16 protein-coding genes are annotated in these 16,485 nt (G+C 66.7%); 10 read left to right on the top strand and 6 right to left on the bottom strand.

Going from position 1 to position 16,485, the window contains the following annotated elements:
• The first annotated feature begins 185 nt into the window (after positions 1-185).
• From AC56LK_RS19285 to AC56LK_RS19270, 4 genes are all read left to right on the top strand, one after another.
• Positions 186-503 carry a LapA family protein gene (locus tag AC56LK_RS19285; protein ID WP_497186098.1) on the top strand — a complete coding sequence of 106 codons (318 nt, stop codon included), beginning with the start codon at positions 186-188 and terminating at the stop codon, positions 501-503.
• 33 nt (positions 504-536) lie between these two features.
• Positions 537-1,712 carry a lipopolysaccharide assembly protein LapB gene (lapB, locus tag AC56LK_RS19280; protein WP_497186097.1) on the top strand — a complete coding sequence of 392 codons (1,176 nt, stop codon included), beginning with the start codon at positions 537-539 and terminating at the stop codon, positions 1,710-1,712.
• Positions 1,713-1,723: 11 nt separating this feature from the next.
• Positions 1,724-2,701 carry a D-glycero-beta-D-manno-heptose-7-phosphate kinase gene (gene rfaE1 / locus AC56LK_RS19275; protein WP_497186096.1) on the top strand — a complete coding sequence of 326 codons (978 nt, stop codon included), beginning with the start codon at positions 1,724-1,726 and terminating at the stop codon, positions 2,699-2,701.
• Between the two features lie 99 nt (positions 2,702-2,800).
• Positions 2,801-3,160: a ComEA family DNA-binding protein gene (locus AC56LK_RS19270; protein WP_497186095.1), complete on the top strand. Its 360-nt coding sequence runs from the start codon at positions 2,801-2,803 to the stop codon at positions 3,158-3,160.
• A 45-nt stretch (positions 3,161-3,205) separates the two neighbouring features.
• On the opposite strand, the gene AC56LK_RS19265 is transcribed toward AC56LK_RS19270, so the two are convergent.
• Positions 3,206-3,532 (bottom strand): hypothetical protein, encoded by a 327-nt coding sequence (locus AC56LK_RS19265; protein WP_497186101.1) that lies wholly within the window; start codon positions 3,530-3,532, stop codon positions 3,206-3,208.
• A 240-nt stretch (positions 3,533-3,772) separates the two neighbouring features.
• Between AC56LK_RS19265 and AC56LK_RS19260 the strand changes: the two genes are divergently transcribed.
• The gene (locus tag AC56LK_RS19260; protein ID WP_497186094.1) at positions 3,773-5,164 is read left to right on the top strand and encodes a M20/M25/M40 family metallo-hydrolase; all 1,392 of its coding nucleotides are present in this window, start codon (positions 3,773-3,775) and stop codon (positions 5,162-5,164) included.
• A 98-nt stretch (positions 5,165-5,262) separates the two neighbouring features.
• Positions 5,263-6,165, top strand: a complete 903-nt coding sequence (cysM, locus tag AC56LK_RS19255) for a cysteine synthase CysM (protein ID WP_497186093.1) — start codon at positions 5,263-5,265, stop codon at positions 6,163-6,165.
• 115 nt (positions 6,166-6,280) lie between these two features.
• Here the strand turns inward: cysM and AC56LK_RS19250 are convergent, their stop codons facing one another.
• From AC56LK_RS19250 to AC56LK_RS19230, 5 genes are all read right to left on the bottom strand, one after another.
• Complete coding sequence (locus AC56LK_RS19250) at positions 6,281-6,616, bottom strand: hypothetical protein (RefSeq protein WP_036216124.1); 336 nt, start codon at positions 6,614-6,616, stop codon at positions 6,281-6,283.
• Positions 6,617-7,068: 452 nt separating this feature from the next.
• Complete coding sequence (gene mltB / locus AC56LK_RS19245) at positions 7,069-8,259, bottom strand: lytic murein transglycosylase B (protein ID WP_497186092.1); 1,191 nt, start codon at positions 8,257-8,259, stop codon at positions 7,069-7,071.
• Positions 8,256-10,274, bottom strand: a complete 2,019-nt coding sequence (locus tag AC56LK_RS19240; RefSeq protein ID WP_497186091.1) for a transglutaminase TgpA family protein — start codon at positions 10,272-10,274, stop codon at positions 8,256-8,258. Before AC56LK_RS19240 ends, mltB begins: the two co-directional genes overlap by 4 nt.
• A complete protein-coding gene (locus tag AC56LK_RS19235) occupies positions 10,271-11,284 on the bottom strand; it encodes a DUF58 domain-containing protein (protein ID WP_497186090.1) in 1,014 nt (337 codons plus the stop codon). The genes AC56LK_RS19240 and AC56LK_RS19235 overlap by 4 nt, the downstream gene beginning before the upstream one ends.
• Positions 11,285-12,205: an AAA family ATPase gene (locus tag AC56LK_RS19230; protein ID WP_497186089.1), complete on the bottom strand. Its 921-nt coding sequence runs from the start codon at positions 12,203-12,205 to the stop codon at positions 11,285-11,287.
• Between the two features lie 175 nt (positions 12,206-12,380).
• Here AC56LK_RS19230 and AC56LK_RS19225 point away from each other — a divergent pair, with 175 nt between their 5' ends.
• From AC56LK_RS19225 to AC56LK_RS19210, 4 genes are all read left to right on the top strand, one after another.
• Positions 12,381-13,310 carry a histone deacetylase family protein gene (locus AC56LK_RS19225; RefSeq protein WP_497186088.1) on the top strand — a complete coding sequence of 310 codons (930 nt, stop codon included), beginning with the start codon at positions 12,381-12,383 and terminating at the stop codon, positions 13,308-13,310.
• 74 nt (positions 13,311-13,384) lie between these two features.
• Positions 13,385-14,266 carry a hypothetical protein gene (locus tag AC56LK_RS19220; RefSeq protein ID WP_497186087.1) on the top strand — a complete coding sequence of 294 codons (882 nt, stop codon included), beginning with the start codon at positions 13,385-13,387 and terminating at the stop codon, positions 14,264-14,266.
• A 139-nt stretch (positions 14,267-14,405) separates the two neighbouring features.
• A complete protein-coding gene (locus AC56LK_RS19215) occupies positions 14,406-15,281 on the top strand; it encodes a hypothetical protein (RefSeq protein WP_497186086.1) in 876 nt (291 codons plus the stop codon).
• Positions 15,271-16,485 carry a hypothetical protein gene (locus AC56LK_RS19210; protein ID WP_497186085.1) on the top strand — a complete coding sequence of 405 codons (1,215 nt, stop codon included), beginning with the start codon at positions 15,271-15,273 and terminating at the stop codon, positions 16,483-16,485. The genes AC56LK_RS19215 and AC56LK_RS19210 overlap by 11 nt, the downstream gene beginning before the upstream one ends.

The following is a 16,485-nucleotide window of genomic DNA, read 5'->3' as shown; positions in this document are numbered from 1 at the left end:
CTCGGCATGCCTCGCCTCACTTAACCTCAACTACTCGAACCGCCCGGTGCGGACCCGCATGCCGGGTGGTGTGGGAGGGGACCGGCCAGACAACTGGCCGCCCCTATCCCGATTCGTGGCTTTTGAAATATCATGTTGGATATGCGACACTTTGCCTTTGCGCACTCAACCAGCAGGCACTACCGATGAAATTTGTTTCGACCATCGCCGGCATCATCCTGTTCGTCCTGTTCTTCGGCTTCGCCCTGAAGAACACCCAGGAAGTCGACCTGCATTTCTTCCTCAGCTACGAACTGCGCGGCCCGCTCGTGCTGATGCTGCTGGCCTTCTTCATCGCCGGCGCCGCACTCGGCATCCTGGCGCTGACGCCGACCGTGTTCCGCCAGCGCCGCCAGACCTCGCAGCACAAGAACACCATCCAGGCCCTGCAGAGCGCAGCCGGTACCGGCAACGCTCCGCCGGCGCCGGATGCCGTGAACCCGGCGCAGAAACTGGCGCAATAAGCGCGCTTCGGCGCTCACACAGAACAAGAACACATGGAATTCGAAATCTGGATGCTCCTCGGCATCCCATTCTTCTTCGGCCTGGGCTGGATCGCCGCCCGCGTCGACATCAAGGAACTGGTCTCCGAATCGCGCAGCCTGCCGCGCGGCTACTTCAAGGGGCTGAACTACCTGCTCAACGACCAGCCGGACAAGGCCATCGATTCCTTCATCGAGATCGTCAAGCTCGACCCGGAATCGGCCGACATGCACTTCGCCCTCGGCAACCTGTTCCGCCGCCGCGGCGAGATCGAGCGCGCCATCCGCGTCCACCAGAACCTGCTGGCGCGTCCGGACCTGCCGAGCGAGCAGAAGGCGCACGCGCAATATGAGCTGGGGATGGACTACCTGAAGGCCGGCCTGCTCGACCGCGCCGAGGAAACCTTCAACCTGCTGGTCGACACGCCCTTCGAGGTGCAGGCGCGCCGTGCGCTGCTCGAGATCTACCAGCGCGAAAAGGAATGGCGCCGCGCGATCGACGTCGCCGTCGGCCTGCAGGAATCGGGCGCCGGCGCGCGCCAGAAGGAAATCGCCCAGTTCTATTGCGAGCTGGCCCAGGACGCCCTGGTGCACCTGCAGCCGAGCGATGCCATGCAGCTGCTGGACAAGGCCCTGCAGGCCGACCGCTCCAGCGTGCGCGCCACCATCCTGATCGGCGACGCCCAGCTGGCCCAGGGCGATACCGAAGCGGCCCTGGTCACCTGGCGCCGCGTCGAACACCAGAGCGTGCCGCACGTGGCCCTGGTGGCCCAACGCCTGATGGACGGCTACCGCAAGGTGGGCCGGCCACAGGAAGGCGTCAACCTGCTGCGCGCCTACCTGGCCGAAGCCTCGTCGATCGACCTGATCGAGGTGGTGTTCAAGGCCGTGATCGAACTCGACGGCGTGGAAGCTGCCAAACAGCTGGTGATCGAGGAACTGCGCCGCAATCCGACCCTGCTGGGCCTGGACAAGCTGCTGGAGGCGCGCCTCATGGACGCCCCGGCCCACGTCTGGGAAGAGCTGTCGATGGTGAAGAACCTGGTGCAGCGCTACACCCAGAAGCTGGCGCGCTACCAGTGCAGCCACTGCGGCTTCAAGGCGCGCCAGTTCTACTGGCAGTGCCCGGGCTGCAGCCGCTGGGAGACCTACCCGCCGCGCCGTACCGAAGAACTGAATGTGATGAACTGACTCGCAAACTGATGACCCACCCGATCCCGAGCCGCCTCCTGACGGCAGACAGCTACCGCCGCGAGGCGGCCCCTGAACTCGCGAGCGTGCGCCTGCTGGTGGTGGGCGACGTCATGCTCGACCGCTACTGGTTCGGCGACGTTTCGCGCATCTCGCCGGAAGCGCCGGTGCCGGTGGTGCGCATCGAGCGCCGCGAGGAGCGCCTGGGCGGCGCCGCCAACGTGGCCCGCAACGCCGCCGCGCTGGGCGCGCATACCGGCCTGCTGGGCGTGACCGGCAACGACGAAGCGGGCGACGAAGTCGAGAAGCTCTTGCAGGGCGCCGGCATCCACAGCTACCTGAAGCGCGACGACGCGATCTCCACCATCATCAAGCTGCGCGTCATCGGCCGCCAGCAGCAGATGGTGCGCATCGACTTCGAGGACGCGCCCACCGAGACCGTGCTGCGCGACAAGCTCGACCAGTTCCGCGCGCTGCTGCCCGACTACGACGTCGTGATCCTGTCCGACTATAACAAGGGCGCGCTGGTCAACGTCGCCGAGATGGTGAAGGAAGCCCGCGCCGCCGGCAAGATCGTGCTGGTCGACCCGAAGGGCGACGATTTCTCGCCCTACCAGGGCGCCAGCATCCTGACCCCGAACCGCTCGGAGCTGCAGCGCGTGGTCGGCGGCTGGAAGACCGAGGAGCAGCTGACCGCGAAGGCGCAGAACTTGCGGGTCGAACTCGGACTGGAGGCGCTGCTGCTGACGCGTTCGGAAGAGGGCATGAGCCTGTACAGCGCCGACGAGGTGCTGCACGTGCATGCCGACGCCCGTGAAGTCTTCGATGTCTCGGGCGCGGGCGACACCGTCATCGCCACCCTGGCGGCGATGCTGGGCGCCGGCGCGCCGCTGGCCGAAGCCCTGGCCACCGCCAATCGCGCGGGCGGCATCGTGGTGGGCAAGCTGGGCACGGCGACCGTCACCCGCGAGGAACTGTTCCCCGGTTGAGCTTGATCAAGCCGAGGCCGTCAACGGTGGCCGGGCGGCTTCGTTAGGGCAGGATGGATGGCGCCGCCGTCCATTTTGTGAACCTACGGAGAACCATCCATGATCAAGAAACTGATGCTTGCTGTTGCCGCGCTGGTCGCCTCGACCGGTTTTGCCTTCGCCCAGGTAGACGTCAACAAGGCCGACGCGGCTGCGCTGGACGGCGTCAAGGGCGTGGGGCCGAGCATGTCGAAGATGATCCTCGACGAGCGTGCCAAGGGCGAGTTCAAGGACTGGACCGATTTCCAGGACCGCATCAAGGGCGTGAAGGGCAAGAAGGCCATGAAGCTGTCCGAGGCCGGGCTGGTGGTGAACGGCAAGCCGATGGATGCCGCGGCTGCCAAGCCGGCGAAGGCGGAGAAGACCTCGGCCAAGGCGGATGCGAAAGCCAAGCCTGCCGAGCAGAAAGCAGCGATGTAAACAGAAAAACCCGCGGCGACGCGGGTTTTTTAGTGGTACGCAGGCTTACTGGCGGATGCGGACGTCGACGTTCACTTCCGGATCGCGCCGGTCATAACGGTCGTAGTCCGGGTAGTAGTTCGAATTCGCAGGGTAGTAGCCTTGCTGCACCACCGGGCGGTCATAATGGCGGTCGTCATAGCGGCGGTCCGAATAGTGGCGATCCGGGCGTTTGCACTTGCGCTTTTCCTTGTAGTCGCCGTCCTTCTCCCATTTCCGTTCGACCTTGCAGTTGCCGTCCCAGTATTCCTGCTTGTACTCGCGGCCATGACGGCCTTTGCCGCTTTCATCTTTCCTGACATGGCTGTTTTTTTCATGATGGGGCTCCCTGATCTCTATGGTCCCATTCTAGGCGAGCCCGGCCGGCGTTCCGGAGCGAGCCTTGGCAAAGGGTGTCCCGAAAATGCGATGCTCAGGCATGAATCTTCCTCAGTGGTCTTGGCGCGGAAAATCATAGCCGATTTCCCACCGCTTTCCTGCGTGCGCACCCCAGTAACTGTATTGACTGACACCAAGCAATTCGCATGAGAAGATGTGCATGTCATCTGCACTTCATAATCCAGAAAGGTACTCATGCCTCACGCCCGCATTTCATCCTCCCTGCTCGCTGCACTGCTCGCCGTGACCGCCGGCTCGGTGGTCGCCGCACCCGCAACGCCGGCCACCCCGGCTGCGCCCGACATCAAGCGCCAGCAGCCCCAGATCAACAAGATCCTCGCCGATATCTCGCCCAAGCGCATGGAAGCCTATGTCGCCAAGCTGGTGAGTTTCGGCACCCGCCACACGATGTCGGAAACCGAATCGGAAACGCGCGGCATCGGTGCGGCGCGCCGCTGGATCAAGGCGGAACTCGAGCGCTGCGGCGCCGGCACGCCATTGCAGGTGTCCTTCGACAGCCACATGGCACCGGTTTCTGCCCGGATCTCGCGCCCGACCGAGATCGTCAACGTGGTCGCCACCCTGCCGGGCACCCAGGAAGCCTCGAAGGACCGCATCTACGTGGTCAGCGGCCACTATGATTCGCGCGTCAGCGACGTGATGAACTACACCGCCGACGCTCCGGGCGCCAACGACGACGCCTCCGGCACCGCGGCCACCATGGAACTGGCCTGCGTCATGGCCAAGCACAAGTTCGATGCCACCATCGTCTTCATGGCGGTGGCGGCCGAGGAGCAGGGCTTGCTGGGCGCCCGTCACTGGGCCACCCAGGCACGCCAGAAAAACCTGAACATCGCCGGCATGTACACCAACGACATCATCGGCAGCTCGCGCGCCGACAATGGCAAGGTGGACAACAAGCAGGTGCGCCTGTTCTCGCAGAGCATTCCCGCGACCAAGGAAATGAGCGAGACCGTGCGCCAGCTGGTAGCCACCGGCGGCGACAGCGACTCGCTCTCGCGCCAGCTGGCCCGCCATACCAAGGAGCAGGGCGAGCGCTACGTGAAGGGCTTCAAGGTCTCGGTGATCCACCGCGCCGACCGCTACCTGCGTGGCGGCGACCACATGCCTTTCCTGGAGCAGGGCTACGCGGCGCTGCGCTTCACCGAGCCGGCCGAGGACTTCGCGCACCAGCACCAGGACCTGCGTACCGAAAACGGCAAGGTCTACGGCGATTTGGTCGAGTTTAATGATGTCGACTACATCGCCAAGGTCGCAAAAGTAAACGCCGCCGCGCTGGCCTCGCTGGCACTGGCCCCGGCCGCGCCGCAGAACGTCAAGCTGCGCACCGACAAGCTGACCAACGACTCGACCCTGGTGTGGCAGGCGAATGCCGAACCGGACGTGGCGGGCTACCGCATCGTCTGGCGCGAGACCACCGCTTCCGACTGGCAGGGCGCCAAGTGGGTCGGCAATGTCACCGAGGCGACCATCGACCTGTCGAAGGACAATGTGTTCTTCGGCGTGCAGGCAGTCGACAAGGACGGCAACGTGAGCGTCGCCACCTATCCGCTGCCGCAACGCTGATCCGGCAGCTCCCGGACCGGCCCGCCGGGGCCGGTCCCATACGCCTCCTTGCTGTCCGGATTAGAATAGCGGTTTAGGAAATCGCGAGAGAGCAAGGAATGGCTTACAAGACCATCGAAGACACGATCGGCAATACCCCGCTGGTACGCCTGGTGCGCCTGCCCGGCGCCGACGCGGCGGCCCGCAACAACATCATCCTCGGCAAGCTCGAAGGCAACAATCCGGCCGGTTCGGTGAAGGACCGTGCCGCCATGTCGATGCTGCGCGGCGCGGAAGAGCGCGGCCAGATCAAGCCGGGCGACACCCTGATCGAAGCCACCAGCGGCAACACCGGCATCGCGCTGGCCATGGCCGCCGCCATCCGCGGCTACAAGATGGTGCTGCTGATGCCGGACAACCTGTCGATCGAGCGCCGCCAGAGCATGGCGGCCTACGGCGCCACGATCATCCTCACGCCGAAATCGGGCGGCATGGAATACGCGCGCGACATGGCCGAGCAGATGCAGAAGAACGGCGAGGGCATCATCCTCGACCAGTTCGGCAACCAGGACAATCCGCGCGCCCACTACGAGAGCACGGGTCCGGAAATCTGGCGCGACACCGAGGGCCGCGTCACCCACTTCGTCAGCGCCATGGGCACCACCGGCACCATCATGGGCGTGTCGCGCTACCTGAAGGAGCAGAATCCGGCGGTGCGCATCGTCGGCGCCCAGCCTGAAGAAGGCTCGTCGATCCCCGGCATCCGCAAATGGCCGGAAGCCTACCTGCCGAAGATCTACGACAAGGCACGCGTCGACCAGGTGGAGCCGGTGAGCCAGGCTGCGGCCGAACAGATGGCGCGCCGCCTGGCGGCCGAAGAAGGCATCTTCTGCGGCATCTCGGCCGCCGGCGCCTGCGAAGTGGCGCTGCGCATCTCGCAGACCGTGGAGAACGCGACCATCGTATTCGTCGTGTGCGACCGCGGCGACCGCTACCTGTCGACCGGCGTGTTCCCGGCCTGAGCCTCGGCCTATTGCCAAATAAAAAAGCCATCCTGACGGATGGCTTTTTACTATGTGCAACTTTTTGCACGCCCGGATGCAAGGCCCACCGCGGCGCTTGCGCGCCGCGCGCCGATTACGCCTCTTTTGGCGCGGCGCCTTCCTTCGGCTTGAACTGCTTGTCGCTGATGCGGAACTTGGCGCGGCGGTCGCCCATGAGGTAGCGCAGGTCGCGGATCGACAGGTCGCTCACTTCGTGCATGCGGATCAGCAGCGAGGCGCCGACCGGCAGGCGGTGGTGGCGGATCTTCGAGATCACCGGCGGTGCGACTTCCAGCGCGCGCGACAGGGCAGCGTCGTTCTTCAGGCGCAGGTTCTCGATCAGGGTGTCGAGCAGGCGGTTCGGGTTGTACTGCAGGAGCTCATCGGACTCCGAATCGCTATTCATATCAATGCCGACTTGGTTTGTCATGATTCAATATCCTATTTTGGGTTGGGCGGAGCCCCATGCGGCCCTCGGCTCCATGCTTCGGTATTATTTCGTAATTTTCTATTCAATTGTACAACTAATTTCTTATCTGATACTTAATGGCAATAAAAATCAGATGAACTCGCTTAGGATTGTTGTCTCATCGCAACAATAGCCTCAATGCAATTCTCTCATAATCTCACTGAAATATTAATTGTTTTTTGATTAATCAGCAGTGTATAGCCAAGGGGCTTTTAGTGCCGCACGGTATGAAAAACCCTGACATAGATGCAAGAAAAACGGGAGTATGAGGGGAGGGGGGGTGTTTCTGCAGAGAATCTGCACAATACGAGCCTATACCCCCGGGGGGTATAGGAATGCCAAGGCCGCCTAGAAGGGGAGAAAAGACGGGAAAGAAGTTACAAATCGATACAAACTTTCCCGCGAGGCAATGTTTAGCCGCCGCGCGAAGCGCGCACGGCGCGGCCGAGCTCGATTACCGACATCGCATAAAAATAACTGCGGTTGTACTTCGTGATGGCGAAGAAATTATCGTTCGCCACCCAGTACTCGGTCGGCTCGGCGCCGTTCTGCAGGTCGACCAGCCCGTACAGACGCTCGGCCGGCAAGGCAGCCTCGGTGACGACGCCGGCCGCGCGCAGTTCCTCGGGGCGCAGGGTCGCGGCCAGCCCGCGCCCGAGCAGCGGTTCCCAGGCGCGGCTCGGCGACACCTCGGCCGGGGTGGCCGGGTTGCCGCGGTACTCCGGGTTCCAGCCATGCTGGATCAGGAAGTTGGCCACGCTGCCGATCGCATCTTCCGCCGAATTGCGCAGGTCGATCTGGCCATCCGCATTGAAATCCACGCCGTACTTCAGGATACTGCCGGGCATGAATTGCGGCATGCCGACCGCACCCGCGAACGAACCCAGCAGCGAGAACGGATCGAGCTTGTGCTCGCGGGCGAACAACAGGGTTTGCGCCAGTTCGCTGCGGAAGAAGGCCATGCGGCTGCTGCGGTTCGGCGTCTCGGGGTAGGCGAAGGCAAGCGTCGCCAGGGTGTCGAGCACGCGGAACTTGCCGGTATCGCGGCCATAGATGGTCTCGACGCCGATGATGCCGACGATGATCTCGGCCGGCACGCCATACGCCGCTTCCGCGCGCGCCAGCGCCTCGGCGTTCTCGGTCCAGAAGCGCACGCCGGCGGCGATGCGGATCGGCTCGATGAAACGCGCGCTGTAGGCTTGCCAGTTCTTCGGCTTGCCCGGCGGCGCCGGCTTGACCAGCTGTACCGCCGAATCGATGAAGCGCGCCTGGCCGAACAGCGATTCCAGCCAGGCGCGGTCGAAGCCGTGCTGCGCGCTGATGTCGTCCATGAATGCGCGTACCGCCTGCCATTCCAGGAAGTTGTGGTGTTCGCCGTCGTAGTCGATCACGGCTGCGGCCGGGGCGGCCTTCAGCACCCGGGTCGACTTGATCGAGACGCGCTTGCCGGCCTTGCCCGCGGCCTTGGCTTTCCTGGCTTTCTTGGCTTGGGCCTTGGCCTTGGCGGGGCTCGACGCGGTGTGCGGATCCTTCGGGGCGGCGAGCGGCTGCCCGGCCGGGGCAAAGGCGATTGCCAGCGCGGCAAACAGGGGAACGATTTTCATCTGACTTGCGACAGTAATCTCTTCAAGGTAGCGGCCAGCTGCCGGGTGGCCGTTGGAGCCGGGCCGGGCTGGGGCGGCGCATAGCGCCAGGCGCTCAAGCGGCGCAAGAATTCGGCGGCGGCTTCGCGTGATGGCGGCGCCAGCTGTTGCGAGGCCGCGATCCGGGCCGCATAGGCGGTGGGCCCTTCGTCCGCTGCACGTGCCAGGCCCAGCTGGGCAAGGCGCTTGCATAGGGAAGAGTATACCGCCTCGATCGGATCAATTTCCCTACGGAGATAGAAAATTCTCGCCATCAGCAACACCAGGGCGCCAAGCATGATCAAGCCGGCAACGCGCCAGCCGGCCAGGCTCGCGCCCAGGATTTGCAGGAAGCCGCGCTGGCGTTCCGGCGTGTAGTTCAGCACCCACTGGTTCCAGCCGTTGTCGATGGCGCCGAAGGCATTGCGCACGCGTCCCAGCAGCGAATCGGCGCCGGGCTCGAACAGGGACAGGCCGCGCAGCGCATCGATGCCGAAGGGCGCCGGCGGCTTGACCGCGGCGGCGAGGTTGCGGCGTATCCGTTCCGGCGCCACGGCGGCGGTCGGGTCGACCCGCACCCAGCCGCGTCCGCGCAGCCAGACTTCGGCCCAGGCATGGGCGTCGGACTGGCGCACCGTGACGTAGCCGTCGAGCGGATTCAGTTCCCCGCCCTGGTAGCCGGTGACCACGCGCGCCGGGATGCCGGCCGCGCGCATCAGGAACACGAAGGCGCCCGAATAATGCTCGCAGAAACCGGCCCGGGTCCCGTAGAGGAATTCGTCGACCGCATGGCGGCCCAGCAGCGGCGGCTCCAGCGTGTAGCTGTAGGGCTGCTCGCGGAAGCGGCGCAGCACCAGTTCGACCCGGCGCGCCGGTTGCGGCTCCCTGCGCAGCGCCAGGCCGGCGGCCAGCGCCTGCGGGTTGTAGCCGTAGGGGAGCAGCAGCCACTGGTTGGGGTCGTCGAGCGCATCGCGACCGTCCAGCGCATAGTCCGGATAGGAGATCATCCGGTAGCGCACCCGTTCCGTCAGGGGCCGGTCCGTGCTCAGCTCGAGCTGGTGCGAGGCGCTCGCGTGGTAGCCCGGCAGCTCCGGCATGTGGCCGGCCATCTCGAGCGCGAACAGCCAGCGCGTCTCGGACGGCTCCAGCGTGATCTCGTAGCGCTGTGCCTGTCCACGCACGCTGACCGAGGTGCCTGATCTGGTGGCGATCGAGCCGCCGCGGGTCCAGGCCCTGCCGTCGAAGGCATCCAGCACCACCCCGCGCCAGTACAGCTGCGCCTTGGGCGGCACCGCTCCCTCGAAGCGTACACTGAAGGCCGGTTCGTCCGACATGGCCAGGTTCGACAGCTCCCCCGGCGCCATGCGCTCCGACAGGCCGGACTTGCCGCCGCTGCCGGCGCCGTCCGGCATGCCCCACAGCGGGCTGCCCAGGCGCGGAAACACGAAGAACAGCATGACCGTGATCGGCGCCGCGAGCAGCAGCATCCTGGCCCCCATCGCCAGCCGCGCCCCCAGCTTCGGCACGCTGCCGGTGAACTGGAAGGAGAGCTGGGTGGTGAGCAGGGCCAGTACCGCCGCCACCATCAGCAGGGCGGTGCCGATGCCCTGGGCGTAGAAGAAGTTGGTGAGCACCAGGAAGAAGCACAGGAAGATCACCACGTAGAGATCGCGGCGCGCATGCATCTCGAGCATCTTGAAGGCGACCAGCAGCACCAGCATGGCGACCCCGGCGTCGCGCCCGAGCAGGGTCTGGTAGCTGAACTGGATGCCCGCCATCGCGGCCACCGCGATCGGCAGCAGCACCAGGGTGGACGGCATGCGCCTGCCGCGCAGCGTGACCGCGGCGCGCCAGGCCAGCGTCGCCGCGCACAGCAGGGACACCCACAGCGGCAGGTGGGCCGCGTGCGGCGCCAGCACCAGCACCGCGCTGCCCAGCAGGAGCAGGGTGTCGGCCTTATCTCTCGGTAAGCGGGGCAGGGAATGCAGGAGCTTCATGCCGGCTCCTTGATGCCGTACAGGGCCAGCGCGCGCAGGCAGGCCGCCTGGTGGGCGGCGCCGTTGCCGGCGTCGTAACGGAGCGCGCCGAGGCGGAAGGCATAGGGCAGGGCGCGCTGTTCGGCGTCCAGCACCCAGCGCGTCATGCGCGACAGGCGCAGCTCGAGGTCGAGCTGGAGGGGCAGGAGCGCGAAGTCGAGGACCAGCTCATCGCCCACGCCGCCCTCGAAATGCTTGGTGACGAGCTGTCCGCCGAGCGCCGGATCCAGCCGCGCGATCTGGCGCCAGGCCAGCTGGCGCGGCGAGTCGCCCGCCTGGTAGCTGCGCACGCCGGCGAAATCGTCATGGCCGCCGGCACGGCCGCTCCCGACGGCGTTGCCGCTCACGGGCAGCGGCGGCGCGCCTTCTTCCGGGCGCGGGTAGACCAGGGTCCGGGTGGCGGGACGCCAGTAGCTCCAGGCGCGGAACAGGCCGAGCGGGAAGCGGGTGGACAGCAGCACGCGCGCCGGCTGCAGCCAGCCGCGGGCGGCCGTGGGTACGCCCAGCAGCACGCTGGCGCTGCCGTGGGCGGCGATGTCGGTGACGTGGCGCGGTTCACCCTTCCTGCTCGCGTCCGCGAAATCGATCCAGACGCCGTAGCGCGCCAGCCCGGTGCGGTTGGCGATGTGCAGCTCGAACTGCGCTTCCTGGCCGGCGAAGACGGCCGGCACGCGGCCCTGCTGCAGGGCCAGGTGGGCCAGGTTACGGTAGGTGAAGACCATGTCCACCAGCGCGCAGGACAGGATCAGGAAAGTGAGTGCGAAGCCCAGGCCGAGGCTGTAGTTGATGGAACCGATCAGGAGCACCAGCACCAGCACCGCGAAGCCGAGGCCGGCGCGCGTGGGCAGGATGAAGACGCGGCGCTGGCTCAGCACCACTTCGCCGGCGTCGAGCGTGCCGCGGCGCGGCAGCCACTTGCCGGTGGTGCGGCGCAGCCAGCCCCTGAATCCACTTGACGCGCCGCCCGCCATCTAGACCGGCACCGCTTTCTGCAGTTGCAGCACGAGGTCGCGGCTGGCCAGCGCCTGGCCGTGCGCCGCCTTGAGCGGGCGCAGGCGGTGCGCGCAGACCGGCACCAGCACGGCCTGGATGTCTTCGGGAATCACATGATCGCGCCCCTCGAGCGCGGCCCAGGCGCGGCCGGCCTGCAGCAGGGCGATCGCGGCGCGCGGCGACAGGCCCTCGGCGAACAGGCCGTTCTGGCGCGAGGCCTGGGCCAGCGCCTGCACGTAGGTGACCAGCGAGGCCGAGGCGTGGATCTCCTTGAGGGCGCGCTGGGCCTGGGCCAGCTGCTCCGGCTGCATCGCCGGCGCCAGGGCCCGCAGCATGGCGCGCCGGTCCTCGCCCATCAGCAGCGCGCGCTCGGCGGCGGCATCCGGGTAGCCCAGCGACAGGCACATCAGGAAGCGGTCGAGCTGCGACTCGGGCAGCGGGAAGGTGCCGACCTGGTTGGCCGGGTTCTGGGTCGCGATCACGAAGAAGGGCTCGGGCAGGGCGCGGGTGACGCCGTCGGCGCTGACCTGGCGCTCTTCCATGGCTTCCAGCAGGCCGGACTGGGTCTTGGGCGTGGCGCGGTTGATCTCGTCGGCCAGCAGCACCTGGGTGAAGATCGGGCCGGGGTGGAATACGAAGCCGTTGGTCTCGCGCTCGTACACCGAGATGCCGGCCACGTCGGCCGGCAGCAGGTCGCTGGTGAACTGGACCCGGTTGAACTTCAGGCCGAGCGAGATCGCCAGCGCGTGCGCCAGCGTGGTCTTGCCGACGCCGGGCAGGTCTTCGAGCAGCAGGTGGCCGCCCGCCAGCAGGCAGGTCAGGGCCAGGCGGACCTGCTGGTCCTTGCCGACCACGACCTGGCTGACCTGGCGTGCGGCGGCATGCAGTTGATTGAACATGGTTGGGTTCCGGTGAACTGTTCGGAGCGGAGCCGGGCGCTCCCATGGTAGATTAGCGCCATTGGCAAGCTTTATACTCCGTCGGCAACAAGCCTTGGGGTCGATTCTATGCGAGAACGGCCGCCAAGGTGCGCTATGGATGAGCAGCCGCGGAACCAGCACACACGCGAGCACGATGAGCACAGCAATCTACAGCCACCCCGACTGCCTGAAGCACGAAATGGGCGAGTGGCACCCCGAATCGCCGGCGCGGCTGCGGGCGATCGACGACCAGCTGATCCTGGCCCGCCTGGACGGCCTGCTCGAGCAGCGCAGCGCGCCGCTGGCCGCACTCAGCGACGTCCTGCGCAACCACACGCCCGGCGCGCTGGCGCTGGTGCGCGACCACGTGCCCGCCGCGGGCGACTACTATCCGCTCGACGGCGACACCATCCTCTGTCACGACAGCTACCGGGCGGCGCTGCGCGCGGCCGGCGCGGCGGTGGCGGCGACCGACGCCGTGATCGCGGGCGAGATCGACAATGCCTTCTGCTCGGTGCGTCCGCCCGGGCACCATGCGACGCCGACCGAGCCGATGGGGTTTTGCTTCTTCAATAACGTCGCCATCGCGGCGCGCCATGCGCTGGAGGTGCACGGGCTCGAGCGCGTGGCCATCGTCGACTTCGACGTCCACCACGGCAACGGCACCGCGGACGCCTTCCGCAATGACCCGCGGGTGCTGATGGTGAGCCTGTTCCAGCATCCCTTCTATCCCTACTGCGACCCCGAGCCGATCACCGCCACCAGCGTCAACGTGCCGGTGCCGGCCATGTGCGACGGCGAGGCGGTACGCAAGCTGGTCCTTGAATACTGGCTGCCGGCGCTGCACGCGCACAAGCCGCAGATGATCTTCATCTCGGCCGGCTTCGACGGCCACCGCGAGGACGACATGGGCGGTATCGGACTGCTCGAGGCCGACTATGCCTGGATTACGCGCCAGGTGATGGCGGTTGCCAAACAATATGCGCAGGGGCGCATCGTCAGCTGCCTCGAGGGCGGCTATGCACTGTCGGCATTGGGACGCAGCGTGGTGGCGCACCTGAAGGTGCTGGCCGAGCTCGAGTAGCTTTCGCAGCCCCGGCGCGGAACGCAGTTCCGTTTCACCGCTCTAAGTCTCCACATGACAAAAAGGAGATCAAGGTGAAACCATTTGGGACTTTCTGCGCGTTGTGCCTGTTCCTCGTATCCGGCCTGGCAGCCGCGGCCAACTACACGCTCTGGATCAACGGCCGCGCCGGCGGCGCCGTCGGCGCCATCGGCAACTACAACGACTTCAGCTACTGGGGACCATCCTCCACGCCCGCCGGCGTCAACAAGAAGGCCGTCAACTGGGATGGCCGCAGCAGTATCGCCTCGCAGAGCGGCAGGGTGCGCGATGCGCTCGACTGCTTCTGCACCGGCAACAACTGGTGCTACATCGTCACCTACAGTGCCGGCGACCTGATGATGGGCTATACGCTGGCCAACTACGGCGGCTCGGCGCGCCTCAAGAAGAACGCCAGCCCGAACAGCAGCGGCGTGTGCGGCAACAGCGACGGGACCGCGCAGACCGGCTGGAACATCAAGTGGGTGCGCGCCGCGGCGGGGGCGGCCGGGGGCTCCGAGCTGTCCGACGCCGGTTCCTGGACCACCTCGGAGCCGCTGGTGCAAGACCTCAAGACCAGCACCGCGCGCGCCATGTACAACCACAACGACACGCGCAACCTCTGGTTCTACATGTACGCGGGCGCCCGGGGCACGGCCTATTCCTTCATCCTGCCGGGACAGGACGACGAGGTGATCGCCTACCACAGCGCGGGCGGCGTCTCCGGCAGTTCGGGCGGCGCCTACTGCAACCCGGGCGACTGGTTCTGCAATGACCTGACCTACGGCACCGCCAACAACCAGGGCGGCCGGGCCAAGTGGAGCCACCATTCGGTGCTGTTCCGGGACGATGGCGAGGACTACAGCCACTACCTGAACGGCAACTGGGGCGGCATCGTCGGCGTCGTGCGCAATGCCGTGGTGGGCAGCGCACAGTAGCGTCCGCGCCACGCTTGCGACAAGGGAATGCAGCGCTCGCCACACTCCTGAGTGTGCGGTTTGACACGTCTGTATGCCAGGCGTAGTGTCGAACTCAGCCATAAGACCGATGGCCACGACTATCATTAAGGAGAAGACAGTGAGACGAATCCGCATTCTGTGTGCGCTGTGCCTGATGTTGGTAACAAGCTGGGCGTCCGCCGCGAACTACACCCTCTGGGTCAATGGTCGAACCGGTGGCGGGGCGATCGGCAACTACAACGACTTCACCTACTGGGGCCCGTCCACGACCGCGGCCGGCGTCAACAAGAAGGCCGTCAACTGGGATGGCCGCAGCAGCATCGCCTCGCAAAGCGGCAAGGTGCGCGATGCCCTCGACTGCTTCTGCACCGGCACCAACTGGTGCTACATCGTCACCCACAGCGCCGGCGACCTGATGATGGGCTACACCCTGGCCAACTACGGCGGTTCGGCGCGCCTGAAGAAGAACGCCAGCCCCGGCAGCGGCGGCGTATGCGGCAACAGCGACGGCAGCACGCAGACCGGCTGGAACATCAAGTGGGTGCGCGCCGCCTCCGGCGCGGCGGGCGGCTCGGAGCTGTCCGACGCCGGTTCCTGGACCACCTCGGAACCGCTGGTGCAAGACCTCAAGACCACCACCGCGCGCGCCATGTACAACCACAACACCACCCGCAACCTCTGGTTCTACATGTATGCGGCCGCCAAGGGCACCGCCTACTCGGGCATCCTGCCGGGCCAGGACGACGAAGCCGTCGCCTACCACAGCACCGGCGGCGTGGCCGGCAGCTCCGGAGGCTCCTACTGCAACCCGAGCGACTGGTTCTGCAACGACCTCACGCTCGGCACTGCCGCCAACGAGGGCGGCAGCGCCAAGTGGAGCTACCACTCGGTGGTCTTCCGTGACGACAGCGAAGCCTACAACCACTACGCCAACGGCAACTGGGGCGGGATCGTGGGCGTCGTGCGCAGCGCCGTGGTGAACAGTGCCCTTTAAGTCGAAAAATGCGCTGGTCGGGCTGGGCGTGGCGAGCATCGCTGCGCTCGCCCTGTGGCTCGGGGGCGGCGGGCGCGAGGCGGCGCCGCCGGCGGCCTCCAGCCCGCCGCCGTCCGGCCCGCAGTTCTTCGGCAAGCTCGCATCCAGCCAGGGCCTGGCAATCCCGGACGAACGCGCCGAGCTCCGCCGCCAGCTGCTGGACAACGTCCAGCTGACCGACCATACCTATTGCAGCTACCGCGAGGGCAGCAAGTACCCGATGGAGTCGCGCCCGGCCGCGCAGAACCCGGACCAGCTGCACCCGAACCAGCCCGTCACCGAGATGAACCCGATGCGGGTCGAAGGCGGCGGCACGAATACCAGGGTGTTCCTGCAGACATCGCAGTCGCGCGTCTACCTCGCCGCCGGCGAAGCGGCCGCCTTCTCGCTGCGCGCGGTGGACGCCCAGGGCGCCACCGTGCCGGTCGTGATCACGCGTGCGGTGGCGGCCGGAATGACCTACGGCGCCAGCCGCCCGACGCCGCAGGTGGCCGTGCCCTTCGCGGACGATGGCGGCGGCGCCGACCCGGTGGCCGGCGACCATGCCTACGCCGGCATCCTGGCGCCGGGCCAGACCGGCCTGGCCGGCTTCCACGGCACCATCCGCCTTGAGGTAGGCTACAGCGCCGGCGGGCGCAAGGGCTTCGCCCTGTTCGACGTGATCTACACGCCGGTACTGCCGGCCAGCTGGACCGGCCAGGTGCGCGAAGGGCTCGACCAGGGCTCGCTGGCCTTCTACCTCGGCCTGGACGTGCGCCAGCCGGGCCGCTACGTGGTCAGCGGCCGGATCGACGATGCGCGCGGCCGGCCGTTCGCCCTGGCCACCTTCAACGAGGTGCTCGGGGCAGGCGCGCGCGAGGTGAAGCTGACGGTATTCGGCAAGCTGATGACGGATGGCGCGCCCGCGCTGCCGCTCCGGCTGCGCGACGTCGACGGCTACCTGCTGCGCGAAAACGTCGACCCCGACCGCCTGCTGCTGCCGCGCCTCGAAGGGCAGGTGTTCGCCAGCCGCACCCAGTCCCTGAAAGGCGTGTCGGACGCGGAATGGGAGAGCGAAGAGCGCGCGCGCTACATGGCGGAATACGCGAAGGACCGCGCGGCCGCCAGACGGCAGCTGGCTGCATTCGAGCCGGGCCAGCCGCTGCCGCCGAGCGCCTGCCCCTGA

It is taken from the genome of Telluria sp. ZB4P36, from assembly GCF_059685865.1.
This window is presented reverse-complemented; position numbering and strand designations above follow the sequence as displayed.

What these genes read in the sequence shown, in the direction of transcription:
- AC56LK_RS19285 (WP_497186098.1), top strand. Translation starts at nt 186, where the DNA reads ATGAAATTTGTTTCGACCATCGCCGGCATCATCCTGTTCGTCCTGTTC.
- lapB (WP_497186097.1), top strand. Translation starts at nt 537, where the DNA reads ATGGAATTCGAAATCTGGATGCTCCTCGGCATCCCATTCTTCTTCGGC.
- rfaE1 (WP_497186096.1), top strand. Translation starts at nt 1,724, where the DNA reads ATGACCCACCCGATCCCGAGCCGCCTCCTGACGGCAGACAGCTACCGC.
- AC56LK_RS19270 (WP_497186095.1), top strand. Translation starts at nt 2,801, where the DNA reads ATGATCAAGAAACTGATGCTTGCTGTTGCCGCGCTGGTCGCCTCGACC.
- AC56LK_RS19260 (WP_497186094.1), top strand. Translation starts at nt 3,773, where the DNA reads ATGCCTCACGCCCGCATTTCATCCTCCCTGCTCGCTGCACTGCTCGCC.
- cysM (WP_497186093.1), top strand. Translation starts at nt 5,263, where the DNA reads ATGGCTTACAAGACCATCGAAGACACGATCGGCAATACCCCGCTGGTA.
- AC56LK_RS19250 (WP_036216124.1), bottom strand. Translation starts at nt 6,616, where the DNA reads ATGACAAACCAAGTCGGCATTGATATGAATAGCGATTCGGAGTCCGAT.
- mltB (WP_497186092.1), bottom strand. Translation starts at nt 8,259, where the DNA reads ATGAAAATCGTTCCCCTGTTTGCCGCGCTGGCAATCGCCTTTGCCCCG.
- AC56LK_RS19240 (WP_497186091.1), bottom strand. Translation starts at nt 10,274, where the DNA reads ATGAAGCTCCTGCATTCCCTGCCCCGCTTACCGAGAGATAAGGCCGAC.
- AC56LK_RS19235 (WP_497186090.1), bottom strand. Translation starts at nt 11,284, where the DNA reads ATGGCGGGCGGCGCGTCAAGTGGATTCAGGGGCTGGCTGCGCCGCACC.
- AC56LK_RS19230 (WP_497186089.1), bottom strand. Translation starts at nt 12,205, where the DNA reads ATGTTCAATCAACTGCATGCCGCCGCACGCCAGGTCAGCCAGGTCGTG.
- AC56LK_RS19225 (WP_497186088.1), top strand. Translation starts at nt 12,381, where the DNA reads ATGAGCACAGCAATCTACAGCCACCCCGACTGCCTGAAGCACGAAATG.